Annotated in this window: 19 protein-coding genes; 14 read left to right on the plus strand and 5 right to left on the minus strand. The window is 71.7% G+C overall.

Annotated elements, in window-relative coordinates:
* The first annotated feature begins 52 nt into the window (after positions 1-52).
* Together AB0E85_RS26360 and AB0E85_RS26365 are read left to right on the plus strand one after the other, a co-directional pair.
* Positions 53-955, plus strand: coding sequence for a TIGR01777 family oxidoreductase (locus tag AB0E85_RS26360; protein WP_361931802.1), 903 nt, complete (start codon positions 53-55; stop codon positions 953-955).
* A gap of 315 nt (positions 956-1270) precedes the next feature.
* Positions 1271-2677, plus strand: a complete 1407-nt coding sequence (locus tag AB0E85_RS26365) for an NAD(P)/FAD-dependent oxidoreductase (protein ID WP_361931805.1) — start codon at positions 1271-1273, stop codon at positions 2675-2677.
* A gap of 88 nt (positions 2678-2765) precedes the next feature.
* Here AB0E85_RS26365 and AB0E85_RS26370 read toward each other — a convergent pair whose 3' ends face one another.
* Positions 2766-4244, minus strand: a complete 1479-nt coding sequence (locus AB0E85_RS26370) for a regulator (RefSeq protein ID WP_361931808.1) — start codon at positions 4242-4244, stop codon at positions 2766-2768.
* 238 nt (positions 4245-4482) lie between these two features.
* Here AB0E85_RS26370 and lipB point away from each other — a divergent pair, with 238 nt between their 5' ends.
* From lipB to AB0E85_RS26390, 4 genes are all read left to right on the plus strand, one after another.
* Positions 4483-5283 (plus strand): lipoyl(octanoyl) transferase LipB, encoded by an 801-nt coding sequence (gene lipB / locus AB0E85_RS26375; RefSeq protein ID WP_361931811.1) that lies wholly within the window; start codon positions 4483-4485, stop codon positions 5281-5283.
* Positions 5284-5385: 102 nt separating this feature from the next.
* Positions 5386-6351 carry a lipoyl synthase gene (gene lipA, locus AB0E85_RS26380; protein ID WP_184556766.1) on the plus strand — a complete coding sequence of 322 codons (966 nt, stop codon included), beginning with the start codon at positions 5386-5388 and terminating at the stop codon, positions 6349-6351.
* A 262-nt stretch (positions 6352-6613) separates the two neighbouring features.
* Positions 6614-6817 (plus strand): hypothetical protein, encoded by a 204-nt coding sequence (locus AB0E85_RS26385; protein ID WP_361931815.1) that lies wholly within the window; start codon positions 6614-6616, stop codon positions 6815-6817.
* A gap of 74 nt (positions 6818-6891) precedes the next feature.
* Positions 6892-7593, plus strand: coding sequence for a DUF4191 domain-containing protein (locus AB0E85_RS26390; protein WP_033312590.1), 702 nt, complete (start codon positions 6892-6894; stop codon positions 7591-7593).
* 76 nt (positions 7594-7669) lie between these two features.
* Here the strand turns inward: AB0E85_RS26390 and AB0E85_RS26395 are convergent, their stop codons facing one another.
* Positions 7670-8137, minus strand: a complete 468-nt coding sequence (locus AB0E85_RS26395; protein WP_361931819.1) for an RDD family protein — start codon at positions 8135-8137, stop codon at positions 7670-7672.
* Positions 8138-8347: 210 nt separating this feature from the next.
* Here AB0E85_RS26395 and glnA point away from each other — a divergent pair, with 210 nt between their 5' ends.
* Together glnA and AB0E85_RS26405 are read left to right on the plus strand one after the other, a co-directional pair.
* Positions 8348-9757, plus strand: a complete 1410-nt coding sequence (gene glnA / locus AB0E85_RS26400; protein ID WP_361931822.1) for a type I glutamate--ammonia ligase — start codon at positions 8348-8350, stop codon at positions 9755-9757.
* A 124-nt stretch (positions 9758-9881) separates the two neighbouring features.
* Complete coding sequence (locus AB0E85_RS26405; RefSeq protein WP_361931825.1) at positions 9882-10148, plus strand: hypothetical protein; 267 nt, start codon at positions 9882-9884, stop codon at positions 10146-10148.
* On the opposite strand, the gene AB0E85_RS26410 is transcribed toward AB0E85_RS26405, so the two are convergent.
* Positions 10126-11034 carry a GNAT family N-acetyltransferase gene (locus tag AB0E85_RS26410; protein ID WP_361931828.1) on the minus strand — a complete coding sequence of 303 codons (909 nt, stop codon included), beginning with the start codon at positions 11032-11034 and terminating at the stop codon, positions 10126-10128. The two genes, AB0E85_RS26405 and AB0E85_RS26410, sit on opposite strands and share 23 nt — an antisense overlap.
* 68 nt (positions 11035-11102) lie before the next feature.
* Between AB0E85_RS26410 and AB0E85_RS26415 the strand changes: the two genes are divergently transcribed.
* Positions 11103-11474 carry a signal peptidase I gene (locus AB0E85_RS26415; RefSeq protein WP_361931831.1) on the plus strand — a complete coding sequence of 124 codons (372 nt, stop codon included), beginning with the start codon at positions 11103-11105 and terminating at the stop codon, positions 11472-11474.
* Between the two features lie 135 nt (positions 11475-11609).
* Positions 11610-13232, plus strand: a complete 1623-nt coding sequence (locus tag AB0E85_RS26420; RefSeq protein ID WP_361931834.1) for an alpha/beta fold hydrolase — start codon at positions 11610-11612, stop codon at positions 13230-13232.
* A 57-nt stretch (positions 13233-13289) separates the two neighbouring features.
* Here AB0E85_RS26420 and AB0E85_RS26425 read toward each other — a convergent pair whose 3' ends face one another.
* Positions 13290-13925 carry a TetR/AcrR family transcriptional regulator gene (locus AB0E85_RS26425; protein WP_361931837.1) on the minus strand — a complete coding sequence of 212 codons (636 nt, stop codon included), beginning with the start codon at positions 13923-13925 and terminating at the stop codon, positions 13290-13292.
* A 100-nt stretch (positions 13926-14025) separates the two neighbouring features.
* On the opposite strand from AB0E85_RS26425, the gene AB0E85_RS26430 reads away from it, so the two are divergent.
* Positions 14026-15081 (plus strand): aldo/keto reductase, encoded by a 1056-nt coding sequence (locus AB0E85_RS26430; RefSeq protein WP_361931840.1) that lies wholly within the window; start codon positions 14026-14028, stop codon positions 15079-15081.
* Positions 15082-15134: 53 nt separating this feature from the next.
* Here AB0E85_RS26430 and AB0E85_RS26435 read toward each other — a convergent pair whose 3' ends face one another.
* Positions 15135-15449 carry a hypothetical protein gene (locus AB0E85_RS26435; protein ID WP_361931843.1) on the minus strand — a complete coding sequence of 105 codons (315 nt, stop codon included), beginning with the start codon at positions 15447-15449 and terminating at the stop codon, positions 15135-15137.
* A gap of 228 nt (positions 15450-15677) precedes the next feature.
* Between AB0E85_RS26435 and AB0E85_RS26440 the strand changes: the two genes are divergently transcribed.
* The 3 genes from AB0E85_RS26440 (at position 15678) to glnII (ending at position 18229) form a co-directional block, all read left to right on the plus strand.
* Entirely contained in the window at positions 15678-16037 is a 360-nt protein-coding gene (locus tag AB0E85_RS26440) for an arsenate reductase family protein (RefSeq protein ID WP_361931846.1), read from the plus strand.
* A gap of 118 nt (positions 16038-16155) precedes the next feature.
* On the plus strand, positions 16156-16842 hold the full coding sequence (locus AB0E85_RS26445; protein ID WP_361931849.1) for a hypothetical protein: 687 nt from the start codon (positions 16156-16158) through the stop codon (positions 16840-16842).
* Positions 16843-17197: 355 nt separating this feature from the next.
* A complete protein-coding gene (gene glnII / locus AB0E85_RS26450) occupies positions 17198-18229 on the plus strand; it encodes a glutamine synthetase (RefSeq protein ID WP_355835015.1) in 1032 nt (343 codons plus the stop codon).
* The last annotated feature ends 163 nt before the right edge of the window (positions 18230-18392 follow it).

Raw genomic sequence — 18392 nt, forward strand, 5'->3', positions numbered from 1 at the left:
GCGGATCAGGGCCTTGCAGTGGTTTTACGGAGCAGCGCGGCAGGATGGGTTCATGGAACGTTCAAGAATCGCGGTGGCGGGTGCGTCCGGGCTCATCGGCAGCGCCCTGGTGCGGTCCCTGACCGCCGACGGACACGAGGTGCGCCGCCTGGTGCGCGGCACGCCCCGCTCGGCCGGGGAGATCCGCTGGGATCCCGAGGGCGGGCGTGTGGACACGGCCGGGCTGGCCGGGTGTCATGCGGTGGTGAACCTGGCCGGGGCCGGGGTCGGCAACCGGCGCTGGACGGATGCCTACAAGCGGCGGATCCGCGACAGCCGGGTGAACGGCACGGCGGCCCTCGCCGAGGCGGTCGCGTCGCTGGGCGCTAAGGACCGGCCGCAGGTCTTCGTGAACGGCAGCGCCATCGGCTACTACGGCGAGACGGGACAGCGCACGGTCGACGAGAGCGCACCGGCGGGTGAGGGCTTCCTGCCCGAGCTGTGCGTCGAGTGGGAGGGGGCCACCGCACCCGCCCAGGAGGCCGGTGTCCGCACGGTGTTCACCCGGACCGGTCTTGTCGTGTCCCGCGAGGGCGGCGCCTGGGGGCGGCTGTTCCCGCTGTTCCGGGCGGGGGCCGGCGGGCGGATGGGCGACGGAAGGCAGTACTGGTCGTTCGTCGCGCTGCACGACGAGGTCGCCGCGATCCGGCATCTGATCGACACCGACGGCCTGTCCGGGCCGTTCAACGTCACCGCCCCGCACCCCGTGACGAACCGTGAGATCACGGCGGCGATGGGGCGCGTGCTGCACCGCCCGACCCTGTTCCCGGTGCCCGCGGCCGTCCTGCGGACGGTGCTCGGCGAGATGGCCGGGGACGTCCTCGGCAGTGCGCGGGTGCTGCCGACGCGGCTGCTGGAGTCGGGCTTCCGGTTCGCCTTCCCGGAGATCGAGGGAGCGGTCCGGGCGGCGTTGTGACGCCTCCCCGGCCTGCGGGGCCGGACCCCGGCGGTGCCTCGCGGTGCGCGTCGGCGACGGCGGCGGCGCGGACCGGCCGTCTGTCCGGGATCCGACCGGCCGTTCCGAGACAGCTCGTTCGCGCCGCACACCAGCCTCCTGCGACCACTTCATGCCCACAAGGCGTCCGTATGCGACCGCCGTGCGACCGTGCCCTGCCGATGCGCGACTCCCGCTGACCGATCACGGTCCTACCCTCGACCAGAACTCGCGTATCCCTGCGGCCTGTTGAGGGCATGACGTCTCCAGCGCCCGCGCAACCTCGAGGAGGGGCACGTGCTTGAGCCCGCGTACCAGGCGGACGTGGTCGTCGTGGGGGCCGGGGTCGCCGGACTCTCGGCCGCGCACCGGCTGACCAGCGCAGGAGTGACGACCATGGTCCTGGAGGCCGCCCACGGGGTCGGCGGCCGCATGGCGACGGAGAAGGTCGACGGCTTCCGGCTCGACCGGATCGGCCAGTTGCTGTCCACGGCGTATCCCGAACTACGGCTGACACCCGGTCTGGACGGGCTGGCGCTGCGGCCCTTCACACCCGGTGTCCTGCTGCACGGCGACGGACGCCATCATCGCGCCGGCGTCCAGCCGGGCGCGGGGGGCGCACGGGGCGCACTGCACGCGGTACGCACGCTGGCGAGTGCTCCCCGGCCGCCGTCCGCACCGAGGCCGCCCAGGAGGCCGGTGGCCGTGCCCGGCCGGCAGGTCTCCGTCCCCAGGAGCCGGTCCGGTGCTCCGCTCGGCACGGCCGTCGACCAGGCCCGGCTGGGGGCCGCTCTGTCCCGCCTGGCAGGGACCCCCGCCGAACGGCTGCTGTCCCGCCCGGAGCTGCCCGCCGGTGAGGCCCTGGCGGCGCGCGGTCTGCCCGCGCGTACGATCGACGGTTTCCTGCGTCCGCTGCTCGCCGCGCTGCTGTGCGACCCGGGTCTGACGACGTCCAGCCGGTGCGCGGACCTCGCCCTGCGCGCCTTCGCCCGGGGCCGGCTGTGTCTGCCGGAGGGCGGCGCCGACGCCCTGCCGGAGCTGCTGGCGCGCACGCTGCCGCCGGGCACGGTGCACACCGGCGTCCGCGTCACCTCCGTGTCGACGACCTCGGTGACCACCGCGGAGCACGGTGAGATCCGGTGCCGGGCGGTCCTGGTGGCGACGGGCGCGCGGGCCGCCGCGGACCTGCTGCCCGGCCTGCGGGTGCCGGAGTTCCACCCGGTGACGGTGGTGCACCACACGACCGACGAGCCGCCGGGCACGGGGGCGTCACTGCTGCTCGACGCGGATCTCGGCGGGCCGGTCGCGCACACGGCGGTGGTCAGCCTCGTCGATCCGACCCGGGCGCCGGCCGGACGGGCGCTGGTGTCGTCGACGGTGCTGGGACCGCCGCCGGGCGATGTCGACACCGCGGTGCGGATGCATCTGGCGCGGCTGTACGGGGTACCGACGGCGCGGTGGGAGACGCTGGCCGTGCACCACACGGCCGAGGCCGTGCCGGCGATGCGGCCGCCGCATGATCTGCGGCGGCCGGTGCGGTTGATCGCCGGACTGTATGTGTGTGGGGATCACCGGGACACCAGTACGGTCCAGGGCGCTCTGCACTCCGGACACCGGGCGTCGGCGGCGATCCTGGCGGACTTGGGGGCGGGGCGGTCGATGCATGTCGCCGACCCCGTGCCGACTGTTCCGAGGGCTGCGTAGGTCGTTCGTCTGGTGCGGGTGCGTGGGGGTTGTTCGCGCCCGCGCGGCGGAGCCGCACATCGATACAGCCCCGCGCCGCCGAACAACCTCACCCCAAGGCCGCTACCTTGTCGCGGTAAGTCCGCACCGGAGCCGCGTCCTTGTAGGGCTCCAGGCGGCGCTCGAAGTCCCTGACGTACTCCACCGCCCGCACCGAGCGCATCTCCGCGGCCTGACCCGCCGCTTCCGCGGCCAGCTGGCAGGCCTGGTCGAGTTCGCCGAGGCCCAGGCGGGCGGTGGCGAGGACCACGCGGCAGAAGAGGCGGCTGCGGGCGAAGGAGGGGGCCCGCAGCTGGAGTGAGCGTTCCGCGTGCTGGGCGGCGGCGCGGAACTGCTGGAGGTCGCGGTGGCAGTGGCCGAACTCGTCGGCGAGCTGGGCCTCGTCGAAGAACTTCGCCCAGTGCGGGACGTCGTCCCCGGGCCGGGCCGTCTCCAGGGCGCGTTCCGCGCGGACCAGGGCGGCGGTGCAGGCCCGGACCTCGCCGAGCACCCCGTGCCCGCGCGCCTCGGAGGCGTGCAGCAGGGCCTGCACGACGGGCGGCCCGGAGGTGCCGACGCCCTGCTGGGCCACCCGGGCGAGCTGGACGGCCTCCCGCCCGTGCCCGAGGTAGACGGCCTGGCGGCTCATGGTGACCAGCACATAGGCCCCGTACGTGCGGTCCCCGGCCGCCTGGGCGAGCCGCAGGGCCTGCACGAAGTAGCGCTGGGCGAGTCCGTGCGCGGCGATGTCGTACGACGTCCAGCCCGCGAGCCGGGTCAGGTCCGCGGCGGCGGCGAACAGCCGGCGGCCGGTCTGCTCGCCGTAGGTGCCGCGCAGCATGGGCTCGCACTCGTGCTCCAGGTAGCGCACGAGGGCCTGGCGGGCGTGACCGCCGCCGTAGGCGTCGTCGAGGGTGCGGAACAGCTCGCCGACCGAGCGCAGGGCGGCGATGTCGCCGGCGGTGACCTTCTGGCCGGGTCCGCGTTCGGCCTGGCCGCGCTGGCGGGGCAGGGACGGCACCCCCGGCTCGGCCGGGCCCGTGGGGCGCAGGGCGGGGCGGCCCTGGACCGGGATGCGGGCAGGGGCCGGCTCGCCCCGGGCGACCTTCTCGTCGGCCCGGCCGATGAGCCAGTCGCGGCTGGGCACGACGAGCCCGGCCGGGGTGAAGGCGATCTTGCGGAGCTCGGCGTGGCTGCCGGAGTCCTTGCGCCACAGCCCGCTGACGATGTCGACGGCCTCCTCGGGGGTGGCGGCGAACTCCAGCCCCGCGTAGACCGGGGCGCAGGCGTCCAGGCCGAGGTCCTGGGCGGTCAGACGGCGGCCGAGGCGCCGGGTGAAGACCTCGGCGATCAGGGCGGGGGTGGTGCCCCTGGGCTGCTGACCGCGCAGCCACCGGGTGACGGAGGTCTTGTCGTATCTCAGATCAAGCCCGTGTTCGAGACCGAGCTGGTCCACGCGACGGGCGAGTCCCGCGTTGGAGAACCCCGCTTCTGCGATGAGCGCGGCGAGCTGTCGGTTGGGGGTGCGCTGCGCGGGTCGTTCCGTCATGGTGCGGTGCGGTCTCCTGCCTTCCGGTGTTGGTGATGTGCCGGATTGCCTGTGAGCAGGCCTTTTGGCTTGCTGGACGGCGCGAATGTAGCGGAGAGTAAGCACCCCATCACACATTTTCCCGGACATTCATCCGATCGTGTGAGGATTGGCCCCGGGACTGACGTGTCCGGGCCGGACGTACAGTGGCTTGGGCGCGCTACGTGCCTGATACACCCGTCCGAGGGAGGCGCTTGCCGTGAGTGAGTTGCGGTTCGTCCGCATGGGGTTCGGTGACGAGGCCGTCGAGTACCAGGAGGCGTGGGACGAGCAGCGCCGGGTGCACGCGGCGCGCTTCGCCGACGAGATCCCCGACACCGTGCTGCTCCTGGAGCACCCTCCGGTCTACACGGCCGGACGGCGCACGGCGGACAACGAGCGGCCCCTCGACGGCACCCCCGTCATCGACGTCGACCGCGGCGGCAAGATCACCTGGCACGGCCCGGGCCAGCTGGTGGGCTACCCGATCCAGAAGCTCCCGCGCCCGGTGGACGTCGTGGCGCACGTACGCCGCCTGGAAGAGGCACTGATCCGTACCTGCGCGGAGTTCGGCCTGGAGACCAGCCGGGTCGAGGGCCGCAGCGGCGTCTGGATCCTGGGCGACCCCGTCGAGCAGCGCCCCGCGCTCGGAGGACTGGCGCTGGACTTCGACCCCCGGCTGCACGACGAGGAGTTCGACCCGCGGATGAACGGCCCGGAGTACGCGCCGTCCAACGCGGGCCAGCGCCGGGAGGACCGCAAGATCGCAGCGATCGGCATCCGCGTGGCCAAGGGCGTCACCATGCACGGTTTCGCGCTCAACGTGAACCCGGACAACAAGTGGTTCGACCGGATCATCCCGTGCGGCATCCGCGACGCGGGCGTGGCCTCGCTGGCGGGCGAGCTCGGCCGGGACGTGACGATCGAGGAGGTCCTGCCGGTGGTGGAGCGCCACCTGACGGAGGTCCTGGAGAACGCGGACCTGAAGCCGCGGGAGATCGAGAAGACGCCGGCGGCATAAATCGGCCCGCGCGGGAGCTGGAGGGGTTGACGCCCCGCGAGCTTTCAAATCAACGGGCGTACCCTTGAGGACGCCGAAGAATCAATCGCTAGGGAGCCGGTCGTGTCCGCAGTCGCACCCGACGGACGCAAGATGCTGCGCCTGGAGGTCCGCAACAGCCAGACCCCCATCGAGCGCAAGCCCGAGTGGATCAAGACCCGGGCGAAAATGGGTCCCGAGTACACCGCGATGCAGAAGCTGGTGAAGAGCGAGGGCCTGCACACGGTCTGCCAGGAAGCCGGCTGCCCGAACATCTACGAGTGCTGGGAGGACCGCGAGGCGACCTTCCTGATCGGCGGCGACCAGTGCACCCGGCGCTGCGACTTCTGCCAGATCGACACCGGCAAGCCCGAGGCGCTCGACCGTGACGAGCCCCGCCGGGTCGGCGAGTCCGTGGTCACGATGGACCTGAACTACGCCACGATCACCGGCGTGGCCCGCGACGACCTGGAGGACGGCGGCGCCTGGCTGTACGCCGAGACCGTGCGCCAGATCCACCAGCAGACGGCCGGTCGCGAGGCCGGACGCACCAAGGTCGAGCTGCTCGCCCCGGACTTCAACGCCGTCCCGGAGCAGCTGGAAGAGGTCTTCTCCTCCCGTCCCGAGGTCTTCGCGCACAACGTCGAGACGGTCCCGCGGATCTTCAAGCGCATCCGCCCCGGCTTCCGCTACGAGCGCTCCCTGAAGGTCATCACCGAGGCGCGCGACTACGGACTGGTCACCAAGTCGAACCTCATCCTCGGCATGGGCGAGACGCGCGAGGAGGTCAGCGACGCGCTCAAGCAGCTGCACGAGGCGGGCTGCGAGCTGGTCACCATCACGCAGTACCTGCGGCCCTCGGTGCGCCACCACCCCGTCGAGCGCTGGGTGAAGCCGCACGAGTTCGTGGAGCTGAAGGAGGAGGCCGAGCAGATCGGCTTCTCCGGTGTGATGTCCGGGCCGCTGGTGCGCTCCTCGTACCGGGCCGGACGGCTGTACCAGATGGCCGTCGAGAAGCGGGACGGGTACATCGCGGCGCAGGCCGTCTGACGCATCGTCACCACCCCCTGCCCACCTCGGGGCGGGACAAGCGTGTGAATTCGCGCACAAGAGACTACTCGCCGGTAGTGACCGATTTGACGCGGTCCTGACCGTCCTCGCAGATGAGGGCACATGTCAGGACCGCGTCGGCGTTCCACCGCTCCCCGCCAGGGCTTCATGGGTGTTTGACCGGCCGGTCACGCCCTGGTAACACCAATCAGTGACGCTGAACTCACAGCACGTACACCCATCCCGAGGGGGGACCTCACCCATGCAGGCCGCGCCGCCCGTCCGCGCCACCGCGATCCCGTCCTTCACGACCGCACTGCGTGCCGTCGAGTCGCTGCTGCTGAGCAGCGGTCAGCGCACCGCCCGCCGCAACGCCTGGACCTCCGTGCTGGAGGACCGCCGTCGCGCCAAGGACCGGGTCGAGACGCAGCGCGTCATCGAGCAGTCCCTGTCCGTCCGCCCCTGACCCCCGGCCCTCCCCCAGGGCCCCCGCGGGCACTGCCGTCGTCGGCGCTTGTGGGGCCACGTAGACTGCGTGGCATGGCGAGGAAGGAACCTGCAGCGGACGCTGCGAACCCCGGGCGACTGAAGCAGATCGCCCTGACCTACAAGATGACCCGTAGGGCCGACAAGAAGATCGGTCTTGTACTCGCGGCAGTCGGAATCGTCACCTTCGGTGTCTTCCTCGCGATCGGTTTCTTGATCGGTCACCCCATCTATCTCGGCATCCTGGGCCTCCTGCTCGCCTTCCTCGCGTCGGCGATCGTGTTCGGGCGCCGGGCCGAGCGGGCCGCCTTCGGGCAGATGGAGGGACAGCCCGGCGCCGCGGCGGCGGTGCTCGACAACATCGGCCGGGGCTGGACGACCACCCCCGCGGTGGCGATGAACCGCAACCAGGACGTGGTGCACCGCGCGGTCGGCAAGGCCGGCATCGTGCTGGTCGCCGAGGGCAACCCGAACCGGGTGAAGACCCTGCTGGCCGCCGAGAAGCGGAAGATGAACCGCATCGTCGCGGACGTCCCCGTGCACGACCTGGTCGTGGGCACGGGCGAGGGCCAGGTCGAGCTGAAGAAGCTGCGGACGACCATGCTGAAGCTCCCGCGCGTCCTGACCGGCCCGCAGGTCACGGCCACCAACGACCGGCTGCGCGCCCTCGGTGACCTGATGAGCAACATGCCGCTGCCGAAGGGGCCGATGCCGAAGGGCATGCGGCTGCCGAAGGGCGGGCCGAAGGCTCGCTGACACACCGCACACGAGATGAACGAGGGGCGCCCGGATCACTCCGGGCGCCCCTCGTTCATCTCGTGTCGCGCTCGCCTCAGATGCGGACCTCGACCGTACCGGCCAGCCGGTCGTGCAGGCCGCGGCCGTCACGGTCCCAGATCAGGGCGGGGATCGCGAGGAAGAGCAGCACCGTGCGCAGCGCGGCGCGCCAGGGGCTGACCCGGCCGGTGTCCAGGGCGAGCACCCGCAGGCCGAGCAGGCGCTTGCCCGGAGTGAAGCCGACCGAACCGACCGTGAGGACCATCAGCGCGAACATGATGAGCGGTGCCCAGATCTGGGCCGCCTCGTTGTAGCTCTGGGTGATGAGACCGTATGCGATCAGGAGGCACAGGCCCCAGTCGACCGCGAGGGCGAGGAGCCGGCGGCCCGGGCGGGCGATCGAGCCGGGGCCCTCCTCGGGCAGACCGAGCTGCTCACCCCGGTATCCGAAGTCGACACCGGCCTCTTCCGCGGCCGCGCGGGGCCCGGAAAGCCACGATCCGAGTGCTTGCCTGTTGTCCACCCGTCCACGGTACTGCGCCCGTAAATGACCAGGGCACGGCGGGGTGCGTCGGGGCTACGGTGGAGGGTGAGCCGGTTAACTTGTGCGAAACAAATGAGTCACGCCCGAGAAACCACCCGTCCCTAGGGTCGAGGTCAGCGTGTGCCACCCGCACTGGCCGCACGAACGAACTACCACCCCGGCGGGACGGTCGGGAGTAGGAGGAGCTGGATGTTCCAGAACGCCGACGAGGCCAAGAAGTTCATCGCGGACGAGGACGTCAAGTTCATCGACGTCCGCTTCTGCGACCTGCCGGGCGTGATGCAGCACTTCACGATCCCTGCCGAGGCCTTCGACCCGGCCGAGGAGCTCGCCTTCGACGGCTCCTCGATCCGCGGCTTCCAGGCCATCCACGAGTCCGACATGGCGCTCCGCGCGGACCTGTCGACCGCCCGGGTCGACCCGTTCCGGCGCGACAAGACCGTCAACATCAACTTCTTCATCCACGACCCGATCACGGGCGAGCAGTACTCCCGTGACCCGCGCAACGTGGCGAAGAAGGCCGAGGCCTACCTCGCGTCGACCGGTATCGCGGACACCGCGTACTTCGGTCCCGAGGCCGAGTTCTACGTCTTCGACTCGGTCCGTTTCTCCACCTCGGCGAACGAGAGCTTCTACCACATCGACTCCGAGGCCGGCGCCTGGAACACCGGTGCGGTCGAGAACAACCGTGGTTACAAGGTCCGCTACAAGGGCGGCTACTTCCCGACCCCGCCGGTCGACCACTTCGCCGACCTGCGTGCCGAGATCTCCCTCCAGCTGGCCGCCTCCGGCCTCCAGGTCGAGCGCCAGCACCACGAGGTGGGCACCGCCGGCCAGGCGGAGATCAACTACAAGTTCAACACGCTGCTCGCCGCTGCCGACGACCTCCAGCTCTTCAAGTACATCGTGAAGAACGTGGCCTGGCAGAACGGCAAGACCGCGACCTTCATGCCGAAGCCGATCTTCGGTGACAACGGCTCGGGCATGCACGTCCACCAGTCGCTGTGGACCGGCGGCCAGCCGCTGTTCTACGACGAGGCCGGCTACGCGGGCCTGTCGGACACCGCCCGCTACTACATCGGCGGCATCCTCAAGCACGCCCCGTCGCTGCTGGCCTTCACCAACCCGACGGTGAACTCCTACCACCGTCTGGTCCCGGGCTTCGAGGCGCCGATCAACCTGGTGTACTCGCAGCGCAACCGCTCCGCGGCCATGCGTATCCCGATCACGGGCTCCAACCCGAAGGCCAAGCGCGTCGAGTTCCGCGCGCCCGACTCCTCCGGCAACCCGTACCTCGCCTTCTCGGCCCTCCTCCTCGCGGGCCTCGACGGCATCAAGAACAAGATCGAGCCGGCCGAGCCGATCGACAAGGACCTCTACGAGCTGGCCCCCGAGGAGCACGCGAGCGTCGCGCAGGTGCCGACCTCCCTCCCTGCCGTCCTCGACCGCCTGGAGGCCGACCACGAGTTCCTGCTCCAGGGTGACGTGTTCACCCCGGACCTGATCGAGACGTGGATCGACTACAAGCGTGCCAACGAGATCGCGCCGCTCCAGCTGCGTCCGCACCCGCACGAGTTCGAGCTGTACTTCGACGTGTGATCGACGCCTGATCGATCGACGCCTGATCTAGGCATCGCGCCCGCGCTCCCGCTGTCGTCTCCGACAGCGGGAGCGCGGGCGTTTGTTCTATTCTGGGGGCAGGATCACACGGGGTGGAGCGGGCATGGCGGATCACGAACAGGACGACCAGCAGCGCGAGTTCGACCTCAGATGGGCGGACGGAGCCGAGCACAAGGAGCCCTCGGCGCGGGCCCGTATGCTCGCCGCGCGCTGGAAGCACGACCCGCCCGGTCCGGTACCGTTCCGTGCCGACCCCGAGCACGTCGGCTCCCGCCGCCGCTCCCCGTGGGTCTCGACCGCCGTGGTGCTGGGCTGTGTGGCGGCGGTGATCGTGCTGCTGGGGTACATCAACTTCCGGGCGCCCTACTAGGTCCGGACCGCAGGGACGAGCTCGCGTCCCGGCGTCGGTCCCTGACCTCGGGGAGGGACGCGAAGCCGGCCGCCCGGTAGGTGGCGACGGCGGCGGCGTTGGAGCTCGGAGTGCACACGAGCGCGCTCGACGAGCCCAGCTCACGCAGGGCGGCGGCCGCGGCGACGGTGATCGCCTTGCCGTGGCCCTGCCCGCGATGGTCCCGGTGCACGCCCATCGGCTCGAGCACCCCGGGCTTCCCCGGACCCGCCGACCACACCGTCACCGTCGCGACGGCGTCGCCCCGGCCGTCGTAGGCGACCAGACACCGGGCGTCGGCGTACGGCACTCCGGCAGCCATCGCGTGCCAGTGGTCCTCCGTGAACGTGGACCTGTCGAACGAGGCCCGCTGTACGGCGGCCCGCACGTACGCCTGCTCCGGCCCGATCACCTCGATCCGCACGCCCGGCTCCTCCACCGGCTCCGTCAGGTCGCGGCGCAGCGGCGTCCAGGGCGCGTCGATGCTCCAGCCCTCCTGGCACAGCAGCTCCTGGACCGGCGAGCCGTCGGGCGCCTCGACGTACGCCTCGCCCTCCTTCAGCACGCCGCGCTCCGGCTCGGTCAGGTCCGCCACCAGATGCCGCGCCAGCTCCTCGTCCTGGCGGACGTCCGGTGCCGTCGTCAGCCGCAGCAGCTCGGGACCGTCCAGCAGCCCGACGGCGAGGATGCGTCCGGCACGGCTCCAGGTACGCAACGCGGCGGCCGTCGCCCCCGCGCCGAACCGCCAGAACCAGCCCACGTCTCCCGGATGCAGCTGCGTCGGCGCTCCGTCGTCCTGCCACTGCCGCAGCACGTCCACGGCCTCGCCCAAGCCGCCGGTCCCTGGGATGCCCACCTCGATCGTCATGGCCCTGATCACACACCATCGCTGCGGCGTCAGGCACTCGGTTATGGGGGCTGTTAGCGTCCGGTCCCGTGGACGATCGTGTGTACGTGGGCAACGCCGGTGCGGACGCCGCGCTGGACCGGGGCTGGATTCTCGGGCACTTCAAGGACGCCGGGGATCCGCGGCACAGCGAGGACGTGGAGATCAAGTGGGGCGTGCATCCCCCTGGTGACGAGCGGGCGCAGTGGGTGCGGGGCGAGGCGCGTACCGCGCTGCTCGTGCTGGTCAGCGGGCGGTTCCGGGTGGAGCTCCCGGGGCGCAGCGTGCTGCTGGAGCGGCAGGGGGACTACGTCGTGTGGGGGCGCGGCGTCGATCACTCGTGGGTCGCCGAGGAGGAGTCGGTCGTGCTGACAGTGCGGTGGCCGTCCGTGCCCGGCTACGCGGTGAGCGCCGGCGGCTGACGGCTTTGCCGGTCCTGGGGGTGATCATGACCCCTGTATGGCAGGGCCCGGGTGCAGACCGGCGAGCACCCGGATGCGACTCCTCCCCGGCGTGAACGCCCTTCATCGGCCCGGGCCGCGTGAGTGAATGGCCACATGAGTGAGCTGATCCCTTTCCACCACGTCGTCGGCGGCGAACGGCTCAGCGGGCTGGTCACCGGTGGTGGCCGGCCGGCCCGGGCCACGGTCGTCCTGCTGCACGGCGCGGGCACCGGAAGCAAGGAGCGGCTGGTGCCGCTGCTGGCGGAGTTCGCCGCGCACGGCTGCCACGCCCTCGCCTTCGACTTCTCGGGGCACGGGGAGAGCACCGGCCTGCTGAGCGAGTTGAGCCTGCGCCGCCGTTTCGAGCAGGCCGTCTCCGTCATCGACGTCCACGCGCGAGGGGGCGCGCCGCTGGTGCTGGTCGGGTTCAGCATGAGCGGTCAGACGGTGGCGGATCTCGTGCGGCACTACGGGGACCGGGTGGCGGCCCTGGGGCTGTGCGCGCCGGCGGTGTACGCGGCCGAGGCGTGGGACGTGCCGTTCGGCGCCGGTGACGGGCGGTTCAGCGAGATCATCCGCAGGCCCGGGAGCTGGCGCGCGGCCCCGGCGCTCGACGTTCTGCGGGCGTTCGAGGGGCGGGCGGTGCTCGTGGTGCCGGGCGTGGACGAGGTGATCCCGCCCGCCGTGACGGCGGCGTTCTCCGAGGCGCTGGCCCGGCGGTCCCAGTTCACCCACTGGGAACTCCCGGACGCGGGGCACCGGTTGGGACCGTGGTTCCGTGACCACCCCGGGGACCGCCGGGAGTTCGTCACCGCCGTGCTGACCGGGCTGGGTGAGCAGGGCTGGACGGCGACCCGGGCGTGGGTGGCCAAACAGATCCCGGAGGGCCGCTCAGTCGACACGTCTGCTTTTCTGGCCGGCGGCTGGAGCGCCCAGATGCGGCGGCTCACCCTCGACGACGGCGCCGAGCTGGCGCTGCGGACCTTCGTGAAGCCCTTCTTCCGGCGGCACGCGCCCGGGCTGCTGGCCCGCGAGGCGGAGATCCTCTCCCTGCTGGCGGAGCAGGAGGGCGTACCGGCCGCCGAGCTGATCGGTGTCGACGCGACCGGCGAGCACTGCGACCATCCGTCCCTGCTGATGTCGGTGCTGCCGGGGCGGGTCCGGGTCGACGAGGAGGATGTCGGCCCGCGGGTGGACCTGCTGGCGGGTCAACTGGCCCGGATCCACCGGATCGTCCCCCGGGAGCGTCCCCGTGCCTACCAGGCGTGGACGTCGCCGGCGGCGGTCCCGGCGGGGTGGGAGCGGGCCGTGGACGTCATCCGCCGCGATCCCCCGCCCTACGACGGCTGCTTCCTGCACCGGGACTTCCACCCCGGGAACGTCCTGTTCACGGGTTCGGGGGCCGGTCTGCGGATCAGTGGGGTCGTCGACTGGGTGGAGACGTCCTGGGGGCCCGCCGACCTGGACGTCGCCCACTGCTCGACGGCGCTCGCGCTGCTCTTCGGCCCCGAGTACGGCCTCGGCTTCCGGGAGCGCTACGAAGCCCTGGGCGGGCGGCGCCTGGCCGACGGTCCCGAGCATCTGTACTGGCGGCTGCTCGACGCCCTGGCCTACGCCCCCGATGCGGCGAAGCTGGCGGGGCCGTGGCGGGAGCTGGGCCGGACCGATCTGACGCCGCAGGTGCTGCGCGAGCGGCTGGAGGCGTATGTGGAGGGGCTGATGGAGCGGTACGCCTGAGGCGGCGGGCCGGACGTCGGCCGCGTGCGTCTCACCGCTGCCGCGGGCTCCCGCCCGTCAGCCGCTCCGGGGCTTCCCGTCCGCGCCCGTGACGTACACCCCCGCCCGCGCCGCCGTCACCGCCGCCTCGGCGGCCCGGGCGGCGGTGGCCTCGTCCAGTCGGCCGCCGCTGATCAGCAAGTGGTAGTAGAGCGGGGCGGAGACCGCGCGGACGACCTCGTGCGGGTCGGTGCCCGCGGGCACCTCGCCGCGCTCGACGGCCTGCCGGACGCAGGGGGCCCATTCCCTGACGCGGATGTCGTAGAAGCGGTGCAGCGCGGCGGCCGTTCTCGCGTCGCCGGTCGCGGCGGCGATCAGGGCCTTGAACAGCGGACCCTGCCGAGGGTCCGTCAACGTGCGCTGGACGAGGCGGGCATTGGCCGTCAGGTCGCCGAGCAGCGATCCGGTCTCGGTACGTGGTGCGGACTGCTCGGCCATGTCCTGGAGGAGATCGGCCACCAGGGCGGTCACCGTTCCCCAGCGCCGGTAGACGGTCGTCTTGCCCACGTCGGCGCGGCGCGCGACGTCGGCCAGGTCCAGGCCGGTGAAGCCCTGCTCGGTGAGGGCGTCCTCGGCGGCCCGCAGCACCGCCTCCCGTACGCGCGCCGTGCGCCCCCCGGGCCGTACGGTCCCGGGCTCGCCTCCGTCAGCCATAACGGCACTCCTGTTCCATTAGCGACTCCACCCTGCTACCTTAGTGATTGTTAATGGAACAGCAGACCCATTAAGACGGGTCCTGTCGATGGGAGTCCCGATGGAGTACAGGCGACTGGGCGCGTCCGGCCTGATGGTCCCGGCGCTGAGCTTCGGAGCCGGCACCTTCGGCGGGCGGGGTCCGCTCTTCGGCGCCTGGGGCACGACCGACGCGCGGGAGGCGCGCCGCCTGGTGGACATCTGTCTGGACGCCGGGATCACGATGTTCGACACCGCCGACGTCTACTCCGGCGGCGCGTCCGAGGAAGTGCTCGGAGAGGCGATCAAGGGCCGCCGCGACCAGGTGATCGTCTCCACGAAGACGAGCCTGCCGATGGGCGACGGCCCGGGCGACGCCGGCTCCTCCCGCTCCCGGTTGATCCGCGCCTGCGAGGACGCCTTGCGCAGACTCGGCACGGACCGTCTCGACCTCTTCCAGCTCCACGCCTTCGACGCCGGGACCCCGGTCGAGGAGGTGCTGGCCGCGCTCGACTCACTGGTCCAGGCGGGCAAGGTGCGCTACACCGGCGTCTCCAACTTCTCCGGCTGGCAGGTGATGAAGTCCCTCGCGGCCGCCGAGCGGCACGGCCGTACCCGTTATGTGGCGCACCAGGTGTACTACTCCCTGGTCGGCCGCGACTACGAGTGGGAGCTGATGCCGCTCGCCCTCGACCAGGGCCTCGGCGCGATCGTCTGGAGCCCGCTCGGCTGGGGGCGCCTCACCGGCAGGGTCCGCCGCGGCGCACCGCTCCCGCCCGACAGCCGCCTGCACCGCACCGCCGACCACGGCCCGCCCGTCTCCGACGAGCACCTGTACGACGTGGTCGACGCACTGGACGAGATCGCCGAGGAGACGGGCAGGGCGGTGCCGCAGATCGCCCTGAACTGGCTGCTGCGGCGGCCGACCGTGTCATCCGTCCTCATCGGCGCCCGCGACGAGCGGCAGTTGCGGCAGAACCTCGGGGCCGTCGGCTGGAGCCTCACCCCCGAGCAGGTGGCGAAACTCGACGCGGCGAGTCACCGCCCCGCGCCCTACCCCTACTTCCCCTACGAGCGCCAGGAGGGTTTCGCCCGCCTGAACCCGCCGGTGTTCACCGCGCCCGGCCGGGCGGCGTGAACGAGCGCCGGGCGCCCCGGCGTTCGGGGCACCCGGCGCTCAGGCGGAGCGGGTCAGCGGGCGTAGCGCATGAACGCCCGCACCATGTGGCACGTCGTGTCCGACGGCGAGTGGACGCCGATCTGCTCCGCCGCGTCGCGGATCGTCTCGTTGCGGGCCTGGTTCGGCAGGTAGACGCCCGAGTCGAGCAGGGCGATGGCCAGGCGCATCGCCTTGAGGCGGCGGTTGTGCGTCACGTACCACTGGCGGGGCCGGCCCGGCGGCAGCGGTCGCTTCTCCACGGGCGCGTAGGGCAGGTCGAGCAGGACGGGACGCTTCGCGGTGGACTGGGTGGGCAACGGCTTCGACTTCAGGGCGGCAGCGGGCACGGGCATCCTCCTGTCGCGGCAGGGCGGCTCACCGAAGACGTCGGCATCCCCGGCGCCACCCTCGAACACTGCTTACAGTCTACCGCCCGGCACTGACAACGGGCAGTCCGCGAGGAGCTGCAAGCTCCCAGGTGAGATGGGGAATTGACGTCACATCACAGCCGATTCGCGAGGTGAGGGTGGGGCGTCAGAAAATCGAACAAGACGGTCGGCCCGTACCGTGTGCACATGGAGATCTGGATCAACCCCGCGTGTTCGAAATGCCGCAGCGCCCTGACGCTGCTCGACGCCGAGGGCGCCGACTACACCGTCCGCCGCTACCTGGAGGACGTGCCGAGCGAGGACGAGATCCGGGGCGTGCTGGAGCGCCTCGATCTCGAACCCTGGGACATCACCCGCACCCAGGAGGCCGACGCCAAGGAGCTCGGACTCAAGGAGTGGCCGCGGGACGCCGCCTCGCGCGACCGCTGGATCACCGCGCTCGCGGAGCACCCGAAGCTGATCCAGCGCCCGATCATCACCGCGGACGACGGGACGGCGGTGGTCGGCCGCACCGACGAGGCGGTACGGGACGCCCTGTCGCGCTGACCAGCCACCTTTGCCCGTGTGGCGCAGGTCACTTGAGTGACTCCTGTAACCGCTGAGTAACCTCGTTCGGTATCTCGTACATAGCGGCGTACGCTCCCCTACCTCTCAGGAGGCGCGCATGTCGCGCAGGAGAACTCTCGGCACGAAGAAGAAGATCGCGCTGCTGGTCAGCGCGGCGACGGTGGCGGGAGGCGGGGCCTTCGTCATGGCGAGCACGTCGAACGCGGCGCCGACCCCCAAGTCGGCGTCGGAGTCGACGGTCTGCCTGGGTCTCGCCACCGCCCTCGGCAACAACCAGAAGTTCATCGCGGACCAGAAGGCCAACCCGGACGCGCAGTCCGAGGCGCGGATCGCCAACCGCGAGGCGGTCGTCGCGGAGATCAAGCGGAAGCAGGAGGCGTCGGGGTGCGCCGTCGGGGAGTCGGCTCAGGACTCCCAGACCGCGCAGCCGTCGCAGCCCGCCGATGCGGCCCAGCCGCCCGCGGCCTCGGCCCAGCCGTCGCAGCCCGCCGAGTCCGCCCCCGCGGGCGACGCCGGGGGCGGTGCCGCTGCCTCCGGGCAGCAGGTGTGCAACGGCTCCACGGTCACGCTCTCCGGCGAGGGCGGTGCGCCTGCCGCGTCCAGCAACCAGTTCCCGGCCGGCACGAAGCTGAAGGTCACCAACCTGGACAACAACAAGTCCACGACGGTGGAGGTCACTTCGGTCTCCGGCAGCTGTGCGCTGCTCAACAACGCGGCCTTCGAACAGGTCCGTGAGCCCGGCAAGTTCCTGATCCGCCGGGCCCTGATCGAGAAGGTGGGGTGACGCCGTACGACCCAGTGAACCGATGAGGCGGCGGCCACCCCCTCGGCCGCCCACCTCGTACGTGTCACCGGTCCTGCCGCCCCCGGCCAGGGGCGGCAGGACCGGCGCGTGCGGGCCGCGCGGCGCCGGTCACCGGCTTGACGGAGGGAAGCCGGTGACCGGCGCCGCGCCGCGCAGCGCGGCCCCTCGGCGTGACGTGCGGCACAGCGTCACCCGGTAACACGGGGTTCACATGCGAGCAATGGCCGGGAAATCGCCTGTTGTCAGGCTGCCGGGCAGCAGACGCGGCGCCCCAGTGCCGCAGCGCCGCACAGCACCCGCGATACGCGCCCGGACACACCCGAGGATGAGGCCCGTGACCTTCAAGGCTGAGTACATCTGGATCGACGGCACCGAGCCGACGGCCAAGCTGCGTTCCAAGACCAAGATCATCGCGGGCGCCCCCGCCGGTCTGGACGCGCTGCCGATCTGGGGCTTCGACGGGTCCTCCACCAACCAGGCCGAGGGCCACTCCTCGGACTGCGTCCTCAAGCCGGTCTTCTCCTGCCCGGACCCGATCCGCGGCGGCGACGACATCCTGGTGCTGTGCGAGGTCCTGAACATCGACCTCACCCCGCACGCCAGCAACACCCGCGCGGCGCTGGCCGAGGTCGCGGAGAAGTTCGCGGCGCAGGAGCCGATCTTCGGCATCGAGCAGGAGTACACGTTCTTCAAGGACGGCTACCCGCTCGGCTTCCCCAAGGGCGGGTTCCCGGCCCCGCAGGGCGGCTACTACTGCGGTGTCGGCGCGGACGAGATCTTCGGCCGTGACGTCGTCGAGGCGCACCTGGACAACTGCCTGAAGGCCGGTCTGGCCATCTCCGGCATCAACGCCGAGGTCATGCCCGGCCAGTGGGAGTTCCAGGTCGGTCCGGTCTCCCCGCTGGAGGTCTCCGACCACCTGTGGGTGGCCCGCTGGCTGCTCTACCGCACCGCCGAGGACTTCGACATCGCCGCCACCCTCGACCCCAAGCCGGTCAAGGGCGACTGGAACGGCGCCGGCGCGCACACCAACTTCTCCACCAAGGCGATGCGCGAGAGCTACGACGCGATCATCACCGCGGCCGAGTCGCTCGGCGAGGGCTCCAAGCCGCTCGACCACGTCAAGAACTACGGCGCCGGCATCGACGACCGCCTCACCGGCCTGCACGAGACGGCCCCGTGGGACAAGTACTCGTACGGCGTCTCCGACCGCGGCGCCTCGGTCCGCATCCCGTGGCAGGTCGAGAAGGACGGCAAGGGCTACATCGAGGACCGCCGTCCGAACGCCAACGTCGACCCGTACGTGGTGACCCGGCTGCTCGTCGACACCTGCTGCTCGGCGCTGGAGAAGGCCGGTCAGGTCTGACCTGACCCGCAAGCTCCCCGAGGCGTCCACCGTTCGCGGTGGGCGCCTCGGTTCGTCTGCCGCGGCGTCGTGGCTCGTCGCGCGGTTCCCCGCGCCCCTGACGGGGCGCGCGGTTGTCCAAGCAGTGAGAGGAGGGTCCCCGTGACGGATCAGCTCTGCTTCA

Source organism: Streptomyces sp. NPDC029044 (genome assembly GCF_040637495.1).
Classification (GTDB): Bacteria; Actinomycetota; Actinomycetes; order Streptomycetales; family Streptomycetaceae; genus Streptomyces.